Source organism: Curtobacterium sp. MCPF17_021, from assembly GCF_003234605.2.
GTDB classification, from domain to species: Bacteria; Actinomycetota; Actinomycetes; order Actinomycetales; family Microbacteriaceae; genus Curtobacterium; species Curtobacterium flaccumfaciens.
The window spans coordinates 1,189,774-1,206,627 of the sequence record NZ_CP126252.1; the positions used below are offsets into that span (position 1 = coordinate 1,189,774).

Annotated in this window: 11 protein-coding genes; 5 read left to right on the top strand and 6 right to left on the bottom strand. The window is 72.3% G+C overall.

All coding sequences use genetic code 11. The annotated features are described in order from the left end of the window. Positions 1-34: 34 nt before the first annotated feature. Positions 35-3,445, top strand: coding sequence for an error-prone DNA polymerase (locus tag DEJ29_RS05720; protein ID WP_111096053.1), 3,411 nt, complete (start codon positions 35-37; stop codon positions 3,443-3,445). Positions 3,446-3,455: 10 nt separating this feature from the next. Here the strand turns inward: DEJ29_RS05720 and DEJ29_RS05725 are convergent, their stop codons facing one another. Continuing rightward, positions 3,456-4,967: a sensor histidine kinase gene (locus DEJ29_RS05725; RefSeq protein WP_111030518.1), complete on the bottom strand. Its 1,512-nt coding sequence runs from the start codon at positions 4,965-4,967 to the stop codon at positions 3,456-3,458. Beyond that, complete coding sequence (locus DEJ29_RS05730) at positions 4,964-5,641, bottom strand: response regulator transcription factor (RefSeq protein WP_017885962.1); 678 nt, start codon at positions 5,639-5,641, stop codon at positions 4,964-4,966. The genes DEJ29_RS05725 and DEJ29_RS05730 overlap by 4 nt, the downstream gene beginning before the upstream one ends. Before the next feature lie 195 nt (positions 5,642-5,836). On the opposite strand from DEJ29_RS05730, the gene DEJ29_RS05735 reads away from it, so the two are divergent. Next, the gene (locus DEJ29_RS05735) at positions 5,837-6,151 is read left to right on the top strand and encodes a hypothetical protein (protein ID WP_110864838.1); all 315 of its coding nucleotides are present in this window, start codon (positions 5,837-5,839) and stop codon (positions 6,149-6,151) included. A gap of 10 nt (positions 6,152-6,161) precedes the next feature. On the opposite strand, the gene DEJ29_RS05740 is transcribed toward DEJ29_RS05735, so the two are convergent. Further along, positions 6,162-7,256, bottom strand: a complete 1,095-nt coding sequence (locus DEJ29_RS05740) for an FUSC family protein (protein ID WP_111096058.1) — start codon at positions 7,254-7,256, stop codon at positions 6,162-6,164. A gap of 80 nt (positions 7,257-7,336) precedes the next feature. Here DEJ29_RS05740 and DEJ29_RS05745 point away from each other — a divergent pair, with 80 nt between their 5' ends. Both DEJ29_RS05745 and DEJ29_RS05750 read left to right on the top strand, forming a co-directional pair. Continuing rightward, entirely contained in the window at positions 7,337-8,581 is a 1,245-nt protein-coding gene (locus DEJ29_RS05745) for an aminoglycoside phosphotransferase family protein (protein WP_111096052.1), read from the top strand. Positions 8,582-9,148: 567 nt separating this feature from the next. After that, positions 9,149-11,275, top strand: coding sequence for a DEAD/DEAH box helicase (locus DEJ29_RS05750; RefSeq protein ID WP_071405570.1), 2,127 nt, complete (start codon positions 9,149-9,151; stop codon positions 11,273-11,275). Between the two features lie 112 nt (positions 11,276-11,387). Here the strand turns inward: DEJ29_RS05750 and DEJ29_RS05755 are convergent, their stop codons facing one another. After that, positions 11,388-11,660, bottom strand: a complete 273-nt coding sequence (locus DEJ29_RS05755) for a mycoredoxin (RefSeq protein WP_071405571.1) — start codon at positions 11,658-11,660, stop codon at positions 11,388-11,390. Between the two features lie 58 nt (positions 11,661-11,718). Here DEJ29_RS05755 and DEJ29_RS05760 point away from each other — a divergent pair, with 58 nt between their 5' ends. Beyond that, positions 11,719-13,248: a CYTH domain-containing protein gene (locus DEJ29_RS05760; protein ID WP_181438293.1), complete on the top strand. Its 1,530-nt coding sequence runs from the start codon at positions 11,719-11,721 to the stop codon at positions 13,246-13,248. Between the two features lie 111 nt (positions 13,249-13,359). Here DEJ29_RS05760 and DEJ29_RS05765 read toward each other — a convergent pair whose 3' ends face one another. Both DEJ29_RS05765 and DEJ29_RS05770 read right to left on the bottom strand, forming a co-directional pair. Continuing rightward, the gene (locus DEJ29_RS05765; protein WP_111096049.1) at positions 13,360-15,531 is read right to left on the bottom strand and encodes a S9 family peptidase; all 2,172 of its coding nucleotides are present in this window, start codon (positions 15,529-15,531) and stop codon (positions 13,360-13,362) included. Between the two features lie 29 nt (positions 15,532-15,560). Next, a complete protein-coding gene (locus DEJ29_RS05770) occupies positions 15,561-16,760 on the bottom strand; it encodes a Fic family protein (RefSeq protein ID WP_111096048.1) in 1,200 nt (399 codons plus the stop codon). Positions 16,761-16,854 lie beyond the last annotated feature (94 nt).

Consider the following 16,854-nt stretch of genomic DNA (forward strand, 5'->3'; position numbering starts at 1 on the left):
CCCCGACCACCACCACCGACAGGAGCGTGACCTGATGGGCTACAGCAACCCACCCATCCCGTGGTCGCAGTTCGAGCGCGCGCTGTCCGACAAGCGGAACCCGGGCACGGCGCACGACGGCGACGGCGGCGACAGCCCGGCGTGGTCGCGGAAGCGCGAGCCGTACGTCCCGTCGCCGCTCGACACCGACGGCGGGCCCGTGGTGCCGTACGCCGAACTGCACGCGCACTCGGCCTTCAGCTTCCTCGACGGCGCCAGCCAGCCCGAGCACCTGTTCGAAGAAGCCGCTCGGCTCCGACTGCACGCCCTCGCGCTCACCGACCACGACGGCTTCTACGGGGCCGCCCGGATGGCCGAGGTCGCCGAGTCGTACCCGCAGGTCGGCACCGTCTTCGGCACCGAGCTGTCCCTGGGGCTGACCGAACCGCAGAACGGTGTGCCCGACCCCGAGGGCTCGCACCTGCTCCTGCTCGCCGACGGCCAGGACGGCTACCACCGGCTCGCCGGCGCGGTGACGAGCGCACACCTGGCCGCCGGGTCCGAGAAGGGCAGCCCGCAGTACGACCTCGACGACCTCGCCGCGCGGGCCGACGGGCACTGGCGGGTCCTCACCGGCTGCCGGAAGGGATCCGTGCGGCAGGCCCTCGAGCAGGGTGGCGAGTCCGCCGCCGAGACCGCGCTCCGGGTGCTGCTCGACCGGTTCGGCAGCCGCAACGTCGTCGTGGAGCTGCTCGACCACGGCGACCCGCTCGACAGCGCCCGCAACGACGCCCTGGCCACCCTCGCCGCGAAGCACGCGCTGCCCCTGGTCGCCACCGGCAACGTGCACTACGCCACCCCCGACCGGTTCCCGGTGGCGACCGCACTCGCGGCGGTGCGTGCCCGCCGCAGCCTCGACGAGATCGACGGTTGGTTGCCGGCCGCCGACACCGCCCACCTGCGCTCCGGCGCCGAGATGGCCAGACGGTTCGGGCGCTACCCCGGCGCGATCGAGCGGACCGTGGAGCTCGCCGACGAGCTCGGGTTCCGGCTGAAGACCGTGCAGCCCGGGCTGCCCGACCTCGACGTCCCGGACGGGCACACCGCGATGTCGTGGCTCCGCGAGCTCACGTGGACGGGTGCCCGGCGGTTCTACCCCGGCAGCGCCGACGGCGTCGACCCCCGCAAGCGGGAGCGCATCGAGCGTGAGCTGTCCGTGATCGAGGAGAAGAACTTCCCGGGGTACTTCCTGATCGTGCGCGACATGGTGCAGTACGCCCGCGGTCGGGGCATCCTCTGCCAGGGGCGGGGCTCGGCGGCGAACTCGGCGGTCTGCTACCTGCTCGAGATCACCGCGGTGGACTCGATCCGGTACGGGCTGCCGTTCGAGCGGTTCCTGTCGGCGATGCGCGACGAGGAACCCGACATCGACGTCGACTTCGACTCGGACCGCCGCGAAGAGGTGATCCAGTACGTGTACGCCAAGTACGGCCGGCACAACGCCGCCCAGGTCGCGAACGTCATCACCTACCGGCCCAAGGGCGCGGTGCGCGACATGGCGAAGGCGCTCGGCCACAGCCCCGGGCAGCAGGACGCCTGGTCGAAGCAGGTCGAGCGGTGGGGGTCGGTGACCGAGAGCCAGGACCACGACATCCCGCCGGCGGTCGTCGGGCTCGCGAGCGACGTCCTCGGGTTCCCGCGGCACCTCGGCATCCACTCCGGCGGCATGGTGCTGACCGACCGTCCGGTGGGCGAGGTCGTGCCGATCGAGCACGCCCGGATGGACGGCCGCACCGTGTTGCAGTGGGACAAGGACGACTGCGCCTACATGGGGCTCGTGAAGTTCGACATGCTCGGGCTCGGCATGCTCGCGGCGCTGCAGTACTCGTTCGACCTGGCTGCAGAGCACTGCGGGGAGCGCTGGGAGATGCACTCCATCCCGAAGGAGGAACAGGGGGTCTACGACCAGCTCTGCCGCGCGGACACGATCGGGGTGTTCCAGGTGGAGTCCCGTGCGCAGATGGGCACCCTGCCCCGACTGCTCCCGCGGCGGTTCTACGACCTGGTGATCGAGGTCGCACTCGTCCGCCCCGGGCCCATCCAGGGCGGCGCGGTGCACCCGTACATCCGCCGACGCACGGGCGAGGAACCGATCACCTACATGCACCCGGCGCTCGAACCCGTGCTCGAACGCACCCTCGGGGTCCCGCTGTTCCAGGAACAGCTGATGCAGATGGCGATCGCGGTCGGCAACTGCTCCGGTGACGACGCCGACCTGCTGCGACGGGCGATGGGGTCGAAGCGCGGGCACGAGAAGATCGACCGGCTGCGGGACAAGCTCTACACGGGGATGGCGGACAACGGCATCCACGGTGCAGATGCCGACGCGATCTACGCGAAGATCCAGGCGTTCGCGAACTTCGGCTTCGCGGAGAGCCACTCGATCAGCTTCGCCCTCATCGTCTACGCGAGCGCGTGGATGCGGCTGCACTACCCGGGGGCGTTCCTGGCGGCACTGCTCCGGGCGCAGCCGATGGGGTTCTACTCACCGCAGACCCTGGTCGCCGACGCCCGGCGGCACGGCGTCCGCGTGCTGCGACCGGACATCCTGCGGTCCGGGGTCGACGCCACGCTCGAACCGCTGCCGGACGGGGACGCCCCTGCCGGTGACGACGCGTGCCTGGCCGCCGAGCAGCCACCGGTGCTGCCCTTCGACAAGGCGCTCCCCGACGACACCGCGAGCCACCGACGCGACGGTGCCTTCGCCGTGCGGCTCGGGCTCGCCGAGGTCGCGTCGCTCAGCCGGAAGAGCGCCGAGAAGATCGTCGCGGAGCGGGACGCCAACGGTCCCTTCCGCGACATGTCGGACCTGGCCCGCCGGGTCGGGCTCACCACGCCGCAGCTCGAGGCCCTCGCCGCCGCCGACGCCTTCGCCCCGTTCGACATCGACCGCCGCGGTGCGATGTGGTCGGCTGCCCAGGCAGCCGCCGAGCGTCCGGACCAGTTGCCGGACACGCAGGTGTTCGTGCAGCCGCCGCTGTTCGGGCAGATGACGAGCGGGGACGTGCTCATCGCCGACATGTGGTCGACGGGCATGACGACCGACGACCACCCCGTCCGGCACGTGCGCGACCGGCTCGCGGCCCGCCGGGTGCTCAGCGTGCAGGACACCGCGACCGCCGAGACCGGACGACGGGTCGAGGTCGGCGGGATCGTGACGCACCGGCAGCGTCCGGCGACGGCCTCCGGCATCACGTTCCTGAACGTCGAGGACGAGACCGGGCTGGTCAACGTCATCTGCAGCGTCGGGGTCTGGGGGCGCTTCCGCCGGGTGGCGCGGGAGTCCCCGGCGGTGATCGTCCGGGGCATCCTCGAGCGCTCGCCCGACGGGGTGGTCAACCTGGTGGCGGACCGCATCGAGCACCTGTCGCTGTCCGTCCGCACCCGCTCGCGGGACTTCCAGTGAGCGGTCGTGCTCAGCGCACCTCGGGCAGGCGGATCGTGACCTCGAGCCCACCGGCGGGCACGTTGCGGAGCGACGCCGTGCCTCCCGCCCGTTCCGCCACCGCACGCACGATCGCGAGTCCCAGCCCCGAGCCGCCGGGCAGGGCGCCGGCACCGGTCGACGGGTCCGGGTTCGGGCGGGACGTCCGGGCCTCGTCCGGACGGGTGAAGCGGTCGAACGCCACCGGGATGAAGGACTCGGGCACGCCGGGGCCGTCGTCGGTGATCTGCAGCACGCCCTCGCCGCCGGTGCTCCGCCAGGACACGAAGATGCCGCCGCCGCGGGGGAGTGCGGCCACGGCGTTGCCCGCGATGTTCGTGACGAGCTGGGCCATCCCGCCGGTGTCGATCCGGTACCGCGGTTCGACGGTGCCGCCGCCGATGCCCGGGCCGGAACCGCCGACGGCGACGGGCGGCTCGAGGTCGAAGTCGACGGTGACGTCCTTCGCCGACGCGATGAGCCGGACGCGGTCGACCGCGGCCATCACCTCGTCGCCGAGGTCCGACCAGGCGGTCTCGGGGCGCCGGTCGCCGTCCTGTTCACGGCGCTCCGACTCCTCGATCCGCGACAGGGCGAGCAGGTCGTTCGCCAGCCGCGACAACCGCGCGACGCTGTGCTTCGCGCGTTCGATGTGGGCGGCGAGGGCGGCGGCGTCGTTGCCGTCGAGCGAGGCGAGGTCGAGCTGGGTCGTCAGGATCGCCAGAGGCGTCCGGAGCTCGTGGCTGGCGTCCGACACCATCTGGCGTTCGCGCTCGGTCGCCTGCCGGGTACGGGCGAGGAAGGCGTTGAGCGTGGTCGCCAGGGACGCCAGCTCGTCCTGGGCCGGGCCCACCGGCAGTTCGGCACGCTCCGGGGCGACGGAGAGCCGTTCGGCCTCGCGGCGCATCCGGTTCACCGGGCGCAGCGCGGTGGTCGCGAGCACCCAGGACGCCACGCCGAAGGCGAGCAGGATGGCCAGACCGGTCAGCGACAGCGTCGTCGTGAGGTCGTCGACGACGATGGCCTCGGCCTGCGAGTTGCGGGCGGCGACGACGGTCCAGCGGCCGGCCTCGTTGACGGGGTGCTCCACCACGACGCGGTACTCCGAGCCGGATGCCGTGATGATCGAGGTGCCGGCGGGGGTGGACCGCAGACTGCCGAGCGCCTGCTCGACACGGTCGGGCATCGTCGACAGCACGATCTCGCCGGACGGGGACACGACGGCGACGAGCTGCGCGTTGCCGGGCGGCGAGAGGTCGGGGTCGCTGTCGACCTCGAGCGTGGCGACGTACGGGTCGGCATCGGCGTCGAGCAGGGTGCGGGTCGCACTCGCGACGACGCTCACCACCTGGAAGCGCATCACCAGGACGAGCAGCAGGATGACGATCGCGGCGATCGCCGTCGACCCGATCGTGATCCGGGCACGCAGCGACAGCAGACGCAGCGGCCGGATCGGACCGCCGCGTCGGCGGTCCGATCGTGGGGCGTCGTCGGCCCCGCTCACGCCCCGAGCAGATCCAGGCGGTACCCGCGACCGCGGACCGTGGCGATGGCGACGGTGGCCTCGTGCGCGGTGAGCTTCTTGCGGAGGTACGAGATGTACTGCTCGACCACGTTCGGGTCGACGTGCTGCGAACCGTCCCAGACCTCTTCGAGGATCTTCGGGCGGTCGACGACACTGCCGGCGGACCGGGCGAGCAGTCGGAGCAGGGCGAACTCGGTGGGGCTCACGGCGACGCGCTGGCCCTTGATCGAGATGCGGCGGGCCTCGGAGTCGATGGAGACGTCCCCGACCTCGATCGTGCGGGGTGCCCCGGCGGACTCACGACGGCCGAGCGCACGCAGCCGAGCGGTGAGCTCGGCGAAGGCGAAGGGCTTGGTGAGGTAGTCGTCCGCGCCGGCGTCGAGCCCGAACACGCGGTCGTCGACGGCATCGCGCGCGGTCACGAGCAGGATCCGCACGGGGTCCTCGCGCTCACGGATCCGCCGGGCGAGCTCGAAGCCGGACATGCCGGGCATCATCACGTCCACGACCGCAAGGTCGAACGCCTGCTCGCCAAGGGCGATGAGCGCCTCGACACCGTTCTCGACGGCCGTGACCCGGTACCCCTCGGCCGCGAGTCCGCGTTCCATCAGGGCACGCATCTCGTCGTCGTCCTCGACCACCAACAGCCGCATAGTGGACCTCCTCGGACCCATCGTGGCATCGAACCGGCGCGGAGGGCCGTTCTCCGGGTCCGACTCGCTGAATCTCGTCACAGGTCAAAGCAGAACGGTCTGTCCCACGTTCTAGGGACGTGAGCGCCGCTTGCTTCGTTGCTAGGCTCCGGCAGCGGACAGCGCGACCCGATGCGCCGCCCGCACTGGGGGATCATGAACGACTCGATCGACCACCCGGCCATCGTGCGCCTGCGCGCCGAACTGGACGCCGCGTGGAAGGGCATCGGCGCGCTCGCGCAACTGGAGGACGCACCGCGCGACCGCGTGGTCGCGGAACTGCGGACGGCCGTGCCGGACGTGGCGAGCCGTGCTGCACGCGAGGTCGGCACCGAGGCCGTCGTCGCGGAGATCAGCCGGTACGCCGACGCCGGCATCCCGGGTGCGACCGCGACCGACGTCGTGCCGACCGCGGTGATCTGGTCGGACGTCGTGCGGACGGCGTCGGAAGCGGCCTGCGCAGCGCGCTGAAGCGGACTGACTAGTCGTCCTCGCCGAGCAGCTCGCCACGCACCCGTCGGATGTCCTCGAGCAGTGCCCCGATGAGCACCCAGTGCCGGGAGTTCGGCCGCACCACCTCGAGCGGCGCGGTGAGCGCCGGCTCGGACGCCGCTGCCCACGGCCCGACGTCCGGCCCGGAGGCAGCGGCGTCCGCTCCGCCGACCCCATCCACCGGGTCGAGCCGTGTCGACTCGACCCGCGCACTGAGGGCCCGGACGTCCGCACCGATCCGTGCCACCTCGGTTGCGATGCCGTGCACCACCGGGTCGTCGCGCAGGTCCGGTGCGGTGTTGTCGCGGATCGCCCGGGTCATCCCGGTGACCCGGGTCACCAGGACGCGCAGGTGGTCGGTGGTCACCACGTCGCGGTCGAGGATCGTCCGGTGCCGTCCACTGCGCGGGTTCATCGTCAGGGACTCGCGCGCCGACCCCAGGGACGCCTCGGCCTTGGCGTGCTGCTGCCGCAGTGCGCGGGCCGCGACGAGCGCCTCGTCCCAGCGCTCGCGGTCCCACCCCTCGGTCAGGCCGATCGCGATCCGCTCGAACGCCACCGCGGTGTCACGGGCGAGCCGGGCGACGGCGAGGTGCGCCGGTTCGAGCAGCACGGGCGGCACGATGAGCGCGTTCACGACCAGGGCGACGATCGCACCGATCACGGTCTCGAGGATCCGGTCGGCGGAGTAGTTCGGCGTCACGACCCCGGCGGTGAGCACGAGCATCCCGCTGATCCCCACCTGGGTGGCCGAGGTCGGGGTGAGCCGGAGTGCCCAGGCGATGAGGATCGCGAGCACGATGACGAGCAGCACGACGAACACGCCGTCGCCGAGCAGCAGGTGGAACCCGGTGGCGAGCACGACGCCGATCACCACGCCCGCGCTCCGCTCGAGCCCCTTCACGAACGACTGGTTGATGCTCGGCTGCACCACGAGCAGTGCAGCGATCGCCGCGAAGGTGGGGAACGGCCCCTGGATGACCAGGCGGCAGAGGAGCACGGCGGCGACCACCGCGACGGCGGTCTTCACGACCTGCAGGAACGGCGTGCGACTGGAGCTGCGGAGACGCGCGACCGGGTTCACACCGACCACGGTAGCCACCGGCCGCGCGCCGAGCCGTGCACGAACGCGACGAAACCCGCGCGACACGGTTGACTGATGTCGTGTGGCCCAACCATGAGCGCGTCATCCCGCAGGCCTTCGCCGGCTCCGGGACCTCCGTGGTGGCCGCGCGGGCGCACTCCGTCGAGCCCTCGGGCAACGGCTACCTGTACGGCTACGAGGTCGACACGGTGGACCGCAACGGCCAGCGCGCCACGGTCCTGACCTACGTCGACACCGGCGGCACCCACGACCAGAACAGCGCGATCGTCACCGACCCGGCGACGGGCGACCCGGTGTCGGTGTGGGCGTACCCCAACGACCCCGGCCTGCCGGTGCTGCCGCAGGTCACCTACCGCGACGCCGTCGCCGAGCTGCTGACCACGCTCGGCATGCCCGTCACCGCCCCGGTGCTCACCGTGGCGGCGTACCGCCCCGGCAAGCGCGCGGTCGTCCGCGTGGACGCCCCCGAGCGCACCCTGTTCCTGAAGATCGTCCGTCCGCACCGGGTCGCGCCGATCGTGCAGTCGCACGAGCAGTTCGTCGCGGCCGGTCTGCCGGTGCCGCGTGTGCTGTCCAGCCGTGGCGACGGCCTGCTCGTGCTCGAGCGCATCCGCGGCGTGCCCGCCGGCAGCCGCATCCTCGACATCGCCGACGACCCCCGCTTCGTGGCGTCGCTCGCCGCGCTGAGTGGTCGGGTCGCCACCGTCCCGATGACCCAGCAGGCGCGCGCCGACGCGATGGACCACGCCGACTGGCACCGTCGCACGCTCATCGCCGCGCTGCCGCACGACGCCGAGGAGATCGACCGCCTGTACGACGCCATCGGCCGCCGCTCCATCGGCTGGTCGAGCTCGACCAAGCAGGTCGTGCACGGCGACCTGCACCTGGAGCAGGTCTTCGTCGACGAGGACGAGCCGTGGCGCATCTCCGGCCTGCTCGACATCGACACCGCGGGCTGGGGCTTCCCGGTCCGTGACGTCGGTGCCGTCGTCGCCCACCTCGTGGTCACCGGGCTCTGGCACCGGTCCCGAGGCGACGCCGAGCGCGGCGCCGCCGCCGAGCGCCTCGCCGACGCGATCGCCCGCGACTGGGTCGCGCGCAACCCGCGCGAGGCCGACCGCATCGGACCCGCCATCGGCGCCCAGCTGCTCGCCCACGCCGGCGGCCAGGCGACCACCGGTTCCGCCAACGGGATCCAGACCGCCCAGCAGCTCCTCGCCGCGACGCAGGCCGCCCTGGCGGACGCGGCCCCGAGCCTCCCGACCGGTGGTTCGACCCGCCCGCGGTCCGCACCGCAGGTCTGAGACGCGACGCCGCTGTCGCGAAAGCGACAGTTCTGCGCGGAACATCCGCGGCGTCCTGTCGCTTTCGCGGGGTCACCGGGGCAGGGAACCGGAGACGTGTCGCTTCGGTGGGGTGAACACGACCGGAGGACGGACTGGAGGCCCGGGTCGGGCCCGCCACGGGCCTCCCGTCCGCCGTCGCGACGCGCGCGGGCAACGCGCCGGTCGCCTCCGTCGGTGGTCCGGGAGTAAACTGAGCGCGCACGCACCGCGTTCCCGCGTGCCGCGTCGATTCCGGACGCAGCCGTCGATCACTTGATCGACGCGGGGACCGGGCCGTGACCGCCCCGAGGGGGCATCACGTGCGTGTGACGACGCCGGATCCCGGCGCGGACCGTCCGAACCTGCTCCCGGCAGGTGCTCGTGTGGAACGGCTCGCGGGAGTCCACCGGACGTCCCGATGCGGGGACCGGCGATGCGGTGGGCCACGGTGGCCCGCAGCTGAACCGGAGCCGCGCCAGGCACCGGTGCAGGACTTCCCGCCCCACGGGCGGATCGCCCCGACGTGTGGGCGGAACAGGAGGAGCGTTGGCTCGATCAGGCACCCGGCGTGCTGCCGGCGGGACGCGGACCGCGTCACGTCGCACCAGGCCGCTGGACAACGACGGCGTCATCCCCGTCCTCGCCCGCGCTGTGCGCGAGGTCGAGGCCGCGGCGCAGCGCGGACCGCTCAAGGCATCGAACCGGACGAAGTTCCAGGCGGTCGCCCTGCTCATGCGCGAAGAGCGCGCGCGGGTGAAGGCCGACTCGGAGCTCACCGACGCGCAGCGCGCCGAGCAGCTCAAGCGGCTCGACGGCGTGGCCACGATCCTGGCGAAGACGGCTGCGCGCGACACCAGCGTCATCCAGCTCCTCGCCGAAGAGGTCCAGGTGTCCGAGGCGACGCGTGCGGTCAAGCGCGACATGATGATCGCCGGCGGCATGGAACTGCAGCCGGAGGACCTCGTCATCGCGTCCGAGCCCGCCGCGGTCGTCGAGACCCCGGTGCGGGCCGTCGTGCCGCAGGCGGTCGTGCAGCGCCAGCTCGCGAACCCCTTCATGCCACCGGACTTCGCCCTCGCCGACCAGCCCGTCGCGCACCCGCGTCGCCTGGCGAACTGGGAACTGTTCGGACCGCTGTTCAAGTCGTTCGAGTACGGCGCGGGCGGGGGAGCGGCGACGATGCCGCTGCCGGAGCCCACGACGCTGCACTCGCGCTCGGGCACCACGCTCATGAAGCACCAGGCGGAACTCGTCGCCGCCGCGGCGCAGGGGCACCGCACGTTCCTGCTCGCCGACGAGCCCGGCCTCGGCAAGACCGCACAGTCGCTGCTCGCCGCCGATGCCGCCAACGCGTTCCCGCTGCTCGTCGTCGTGCCGAACGTCGTCAAGACGAACTGGGCGCGTGAGGCCGAGCGCTGGGTGCCGAACCACCGCGCCACGGTGATCCACGGGGACGGCAACGACCTCGACGGGTTCGCCGACATCGTCATCGTGAACTACGAGATCCTCGACCGGCACGCCGGGTGGCTCGGCAACTTCGGGTTCAAGGGGATGGTCGTCGACGAGGCGCACTTCATCAAGAACAGGGACTCGCAGCGCGCCCGGTTCGTGCTGCAGATCGCCGAGCGCATCCGCCAGCGCACCGCCGCGCCGCTGCTCATGGCGCTGACCGGTACCCCGCTGATCAACTCGGTCGAGGACTTCCGCACCATCTGGGAGTACCTCGGCTGGATCGACGACAAGAAGCCGCGCGCGAAGCTCATGAACGAGCTCGAGGAGATCGGCCTGACGCCGGCCGACCCCGGGTTCTTCGTCGAGGCCCGCCGTGCCGTCATCGACCAGGGCATCGTCCGACGCCGCAAGGTCGACGTCGCCGCGGACATCCCGGCACGCCGGATCGCCGACATCCCCGTCGAGCTCGACGGTGACGAGGGTCGCTCCATCCGCGACGCCGAGCGCGAGCTCACCGCGAAGCTCGTCCGCCGCTACCACCAGGCGCTCGACGCCCGCACCGGGCAGGACCCGGTCGTCGGCATCGACCACAAGCTGGTCCGCCAGGTCGCCCGCTGGGAGCTCGAGGACCAGGACGCCTCGTCGACCGGCGAGAACGTGTTCTCGATGGTCCGCCGCATCGGCCGGGCCAAGGCCCAGCTCGCGGCCGACTACGCGGCGCAGCTCGCCTCGAACGTCGGCAAGGTCGTGTTCTTCGCGAAGCACCTCGACGTGATGGACCAGGCGGAAGAGGTGTTCGCCCGCCGCGGCCTGCGCACCGCCACGATCCGCGGCGACCAGACCCCGACGCAGCGCACGGCCGAGATCGACTCGTTCGTGAACGACCCCGACGTCGCCGTCATCGTCTGCTCGCTGACCGCGGCCGGGGTCGGCCTGAACCTGCAGGTGTCGTCGAACGTCGTGCTCGCCGAGCTGTCGTGGACGAGCGCCGAGCAGACCCAGGCGATCGACCGCGTGCACCGCATCGGGCAGGAAGAGCCCGTCACCGCGTGGCGCATCATCGCCGCGCAGACGATCGACACCAAGATCGCCGAGCTCATCGACTCGAAGGCGTCCCTGGCCGCCCGCGCGCTCGACGGTTCGGACGAAGAGGTCGTCGACTCCGGTGACATCCAGCTCGACGCGATGGCTGCGCTGCTGACCGAGGCGCTCGGCGGCTAGCGCCGGCGCGTCCGGCGCTGTCCCGGACAGCAAAACACCGGTGTTCGCACTCTGAACCGCGTCATGCGCGTGTTCGGAGCGTGAACACCGGTGTCTTGCGAGGAGGACCTGCTCAGATGCGGGACTGCACCTCGGCCAGGGACGGGTTCGTCGCCGTCGAGCCGTCGGGGAACACCAGCGTCGGCACGGTCTGGTTGCCGCCGTTGACCTCGGCGACGAGTTCGGCGGTACCGGGGGTCTGCTCGATGTCGACCTCGGTGAAGGGCACACCGGCCTTCGACATCTGGTTCTTCAGCCGGGCGCAGTAGCCGCACCACGTGGTGGTGAACATCGTGACGCCGCCGGCTTCGGGCGTGAACTGCTCGCGGGTGATCGTGTCGCTCATCCCTGCAGGCTAACCCCGGGTGCGGGGAAACCCCGCAGTGCCTGGTAGACAAGAGCGTGTGAGCCACACGCACCTCGAGATCGAGCGCACCTACGACCTGGCCGAGGGCGGTGCCCTCCCCGACCTCGTCGGCGCGGGCGGCATCCTCCGCACCGAGCACCAGGAGCCGTTCGAACTGGACGCGACCTACTGGGACACCGAGCGGTACGACCTGGTGGCCGCGCGGGTGACCGTCCGCCGTCGCACGGGCGGCCCCGACGCCGGCTGGCACATCAAGCGCTCGGAGTCGGACACGGTCCGCCACGAGCAGCAGTTCCCCCTGACCGACGACGCCGACACGGTGCCCGACGAGGTCCTCGCCGCGCTCTTCACGGAGCGTCGTGGCCGCGGGCTGCGTCCCGTCGTCCGGATCACGACCACCCGCACCGTCACCCGACTGCTCGACGAGGACGGCGACCAGATCGCCGAGCTCGCCGACGACCAGGTCACCGCCCAGCGCCTCGACGACGACGCCCCCGAGACCCCGCGCACCTGGCGCGAGGTCGAGGTCGAGACCGTCGACGGCGTCGACCCGCAGATCGCCCACGAGCTGTTCGCGGCACTCGACGGACGCTTCGCGGCCGTCGGCGCCGGCCCCGCCGCCGTCGCGTCCAAGCTGGCACGCGGGCTTGCAGGAGCACCGGCACCGCGCCTCCAGACCGAGGAGAAGCCGGCCAAGGGCACGACCGCACGCATCCTGGCGAAGCGCGTCCGCAAGCTGCGCGTCGCGCTGCTCGGCCAGGAGGCCCGGCTCCGCTCCGGCGACACGGCCGACCTCCGGCAGGCGGCCGACACGACCCTCGAGATCGCCGCGATCCTGGGCGCCTACCGCCCGGCGTTCCCCGACGGCGAGGCCGTCGACCGCGCCGCCGAGGCGGCGGACGGCCTGGCGGGCGTCACCGCGCGTGCGGCGCTGGCCGAGTACCTGATCGACCGGCTGCCGCGGGCGTCGTCGCCGGCGCAGGACGACCTGGTCGACGCGATGACCCGCGAGCGCATCCTCGCCTCGACCCGGGAACGTCGCGACCAGGCGGTGCGGGACGTCGTCGCGTTCCTGCACGGCGAGCCGTTCCTCGAACTGCTCGACGCCCTCGACGACGCGGCCGAGCGACCGGCTCCGACGGCGTGGTCGCTCCGCGCACCGAAGCAGGTCGCGCAGGACGTCGGCGCCGACGTGAAGCCGCGCGTGCGCGAGCTCGTCCGGGCCGCCGTCGCCGACGACACCTCTGACACCGCTGCCGAGCGCGAGGCTGCCGACCGGACCACCACCGAGGCCGCGTGGCAGGAGACGATGCGCGCCCGGATGGCGATGGACGTGCTCGGCGACGACGCGTTCCCGCACGCGCTGTGGAAGCGGATCGGCACCGCCGCCGACGTGCTGACCGAACGGGTGCGGTCCCTGCACGCCCTCGACATCCTGCGGGCGAACGCGGCGATCGCCGAGCGTGGGGGTGAGGGCACCTTCGGGTACGGGGTACTCGCGGGGGACCGGGTGCGCCTGGCCGAGGAGTCCTACGACGAGGCGGTGCACGCGCTCAACCGCGTGTGAGCGGGGTGCGCGCTGCGAGCGCTTCGTTCGCTTGGTGCGCTTGGTGAGCAGAAGAGGTCGGGTCCCGCGTTCGGACCCGACCTCTTCTGCTCACGAAGTGCGAGGCGTTGCTCAGCCCGCGGCGATGGGGTTGGCGGTGGCCGCGGCGGGCGTCTCGTCGGCGAGCCCGAGCACGTCGAGCAGCCAGGCGAGTTCGAACGCCCGCTCCTTCCACGACGCGTAGCGACCGCTGACACCACCGTGGCCGGCGGACATCTCGGTCTTCAGCAGCACCGGCGCGCCGACCTCGCGGAGCTTCGCGGTCCACTTCGCGGGCTCGACGTACAGCACGCGGGTGTCGTTGATCGAGGTCACGGCGAGGATCTGCGGGTACTGCACGTCGTCACGGACGTTCTCGTACGGGGTGTACTCGCTCATGTAGCGGTAGACCTCGGCGTCGTGCAGCGGGTCGCCCCACTCGTCCCACTCGATGACGGTGAGGGGCAGGTCCGGGTCGAGGATGCTCGTCAGCGCGTCGACGAACGGCACGGCGGCCAGGATGCCGGCGAACCGCTCGGGTGCGAGGTTGGCGACCGCACCCATCAGGAGCCCGCCCGCGCTGCCACCCTCGGCCACGAGCCGGTCGGCGCTCGTGCGGCCGGACTCGATCAGGTGCTCGGCGACCGCGACGAAGTCGGTGAAGGTGTTCTTCTTCGTCAGGGTCTTGCCGTTCTCGTACCAGTGCCGGCCGAGCTCACCACCACCACGGACGTGCGCGACGGCGAAGACGACACCGCGGTCGAGCATCGACAGGCGCATGACGCTGAAGCCGGGGTCGATCGAGTGCTCGTACGAGCCGTAGCCGTAGAGGTGCAGCGGTGCCGGGGTGCCGTCCTCGACGGCGTCACGACGCCAGACGAGCGAGATCGGCACGCGGGTGCCGTCCGACGCGGTCGCCCAGTCGCGCTCCTGCACGTAGTCGGCCGGGTCGTAGCCGCCGAGCACGGGCTGGCGCTTCAGGACGGTGACCTCGCCGGTGGTCAGGTCGAGGTCGCTGACCTCGGAAGGGGTCACGAACGACGTGTACCCGATCCGGAGCGTCGGCTGCTCCCACTCCGGGTTGCCGCCGAGCCCCGCCGAGAACAGTGCTTCGTCGAAGGGGACCTCGTGCGCGTCGCCGTAGCCGTCGCCCTCGATCGGGATGATCGCGACGCGGGGCAGTGCCTCGGAGCGGTACTCCAGGGCGAGGTGTCCGGCGAAGGCGTCGACCGACTCGATGCGGCGCTCGGTGTGGTGCGCCACGACGACGCGGCGGTCACGCTCGGACGTCGGGTCGTCGGCGGGGACGTCGACGAGCTCGAAGTTCTCGGCGCCGTCGTTGTGCAGCACCAGGAACCGGTCGCTGCCGCCGACGATGGCGTGCTCGATCTCGTACTCGACACCCTCGCGCCGGGGCCAGACGACCTGGAACTCACCGGTCGGGTCCGCGGCGTCGAGGACGTGCGCCTCGGACGTGATCTTCGAGCCGAGCTCGATGACGATGTACTGCGACGAACGGGTGACACCGACACCGACCCAGTAGCGGTCGTCGGGCTCCTCGAACACCAGGACGTCCTCGGACGCCGCGGTGCCGACCGTGTGGCGCCAGATCTTGTCCGGACGCCACGACTCGTCGACCGTGGGGTAGAAGACGTAGCGGCCGGCCGGGTCGAACGTGGCGCCGGCGCCCGTGTTCGGGATGGCGTCGCCGAGGTCGGTCCCCGGGGCCAGGTCGCGCACGTGCAGGGTGTACCGCTCGTCGCCCTCGACGTCGATGCCGTAGACCAGGCGTGTGCCGTCGTCGCTGATGTCGTAGGTGCCGAGGGAGAAGAACTCGTGGCCGTCGGCCAGCGCGTTGCCGTCGAGGACCACCTGCTCGCCGGGGAGCGTCGACTCGCCCTCGACGACGGCGGGCGGCGTCCAGTCGTCGGGGCCGGCGACGGGCACGCGGCAGTGCACGCCGTACTGGCTGCCCTCGGCGGTGCGGGTGAAGTACCACCAGTCGCCCATGCGGACCGGTACCGAGAGGTCGGTCTCCTGGACGCGGCTCTTCACCTCGGCGAAGATGCGGTCGCGCAGCGGCGCGAGGTGCGCGGTGGCGGCGTCGGTGTGGGCGTTCTCGGCTTCGAGGTACGCCAGGGTGTCGGGGGATTCCTTGTCCCGCAGCCACTCGTAGTCGTCGACGAAGTCGATGCCGTGGTGGGTCCGTGTCACGGGCCGCTTGGCGGCGCTGGGCGGGGTGGATGCGGTGTGCTCGTTGCTCACCGTCCCACCCTATTCGCCCGCGCCCCCGGTCAGGCCGCCGTGCGCTCGCGCCCGCCCACCGCCGCCTGCACCCGCTGCTCGAACGCCTCGAGCTCGTCGACCACGGCGGGTGCGACCCACGCCCGGTCTCGGAGACGACCGGTGACCGGACGGAGCACTCCCGCCAGCACCAGGTCGTGGGTGACGCGCTCGACCTCGTCGGTGGTGAGCAGGGTGTCCAGGTGCGCTTCGGTCAGGACGGGGTCGTCGGCGAGCGCACGGCCGACGACCGCGTGCGGGCCCGAGGCACAGGGGCCGGCGGACCGATCGGCGTCGTGCTCGGCGAGCAGCAGGGCGCTCAGGGTCGCCTCATCACAGACCGTCCCGATCGCGAGGGCCAGGTCGACCACGAACCCGGTGACCTTGCCGTCGCGGTACTGCTCGAGGTGCCGGAAGTACCGCCGCCGATCCGTAGCGAGCGCGGTGGCCACCGGTGCCGTGACCGTGGTCGTCACCCCGCGTCGCCGGAGCACGGCACCGATCAGCGCGCGCCCGATCCGACCGTTGCCGTCGGTGAACGGGTGGATCGACTCGAACTGGGCGTGGGCGATCGCGGCCTGGGCGATCGGGTGCAGGTCCACACGGTGCACGAACGCGAACAGGTCGGCCATCAGCGGTGCCACGAGCTCGGGCGGTGGTGGCACGTACACGGCATCGCGGGGCGTGGCACCGCCGCCGATCCAGTTCTGCACGTCGCGGTACCGGCCGGCGTACCGTCCGTCCACCGGGTCGTCGCGCATCAGCAGGCGGTGCGCCTCGAGCAGGGAGGCCTCGGTGACGGTGCCCGAGTCCGCTCCGGACACCAGGTGCTCGACGGCGCCGCCGGCCCGGACGACCGCGGCGGCACCGGCGTTCGCCCGGATGCCGACGAGGGCCCGTGCCAGGTCGTCGATCGACGCGGACTCGTCCTCGATCCGCGACGACGCCACGGCTTCGGTCCGGCCGAGCACGGACCCGAGCGGCGCGAGCCGGGAGCCGTGGTGGACGTCGAGGGCGCGCAGGGCCGTGGCGCTCCGGTCGAGCAGCGCGACGGTGTCGTCGTCGGGCGTCCACCGAGCCCTCGCGATGGACGGGGCCAGCGACACCCGCACGGTGGTCACCAGCCGGTCGTCACGGCACCCGCGGACGGTGCTCCGCCACGGTCGCTCGCTGCGTTCGTGCGTGGGCCAGGTGTCGCTCCGGTGTGCCATCCCGCGACGGTAGAGCCACCCGGACGCTCGACGCCAGGAATCGGTATTTCGCCCGCTCGCCGCCTGCCGCCGCGGGCCCGCCCCGCGCCGCCGC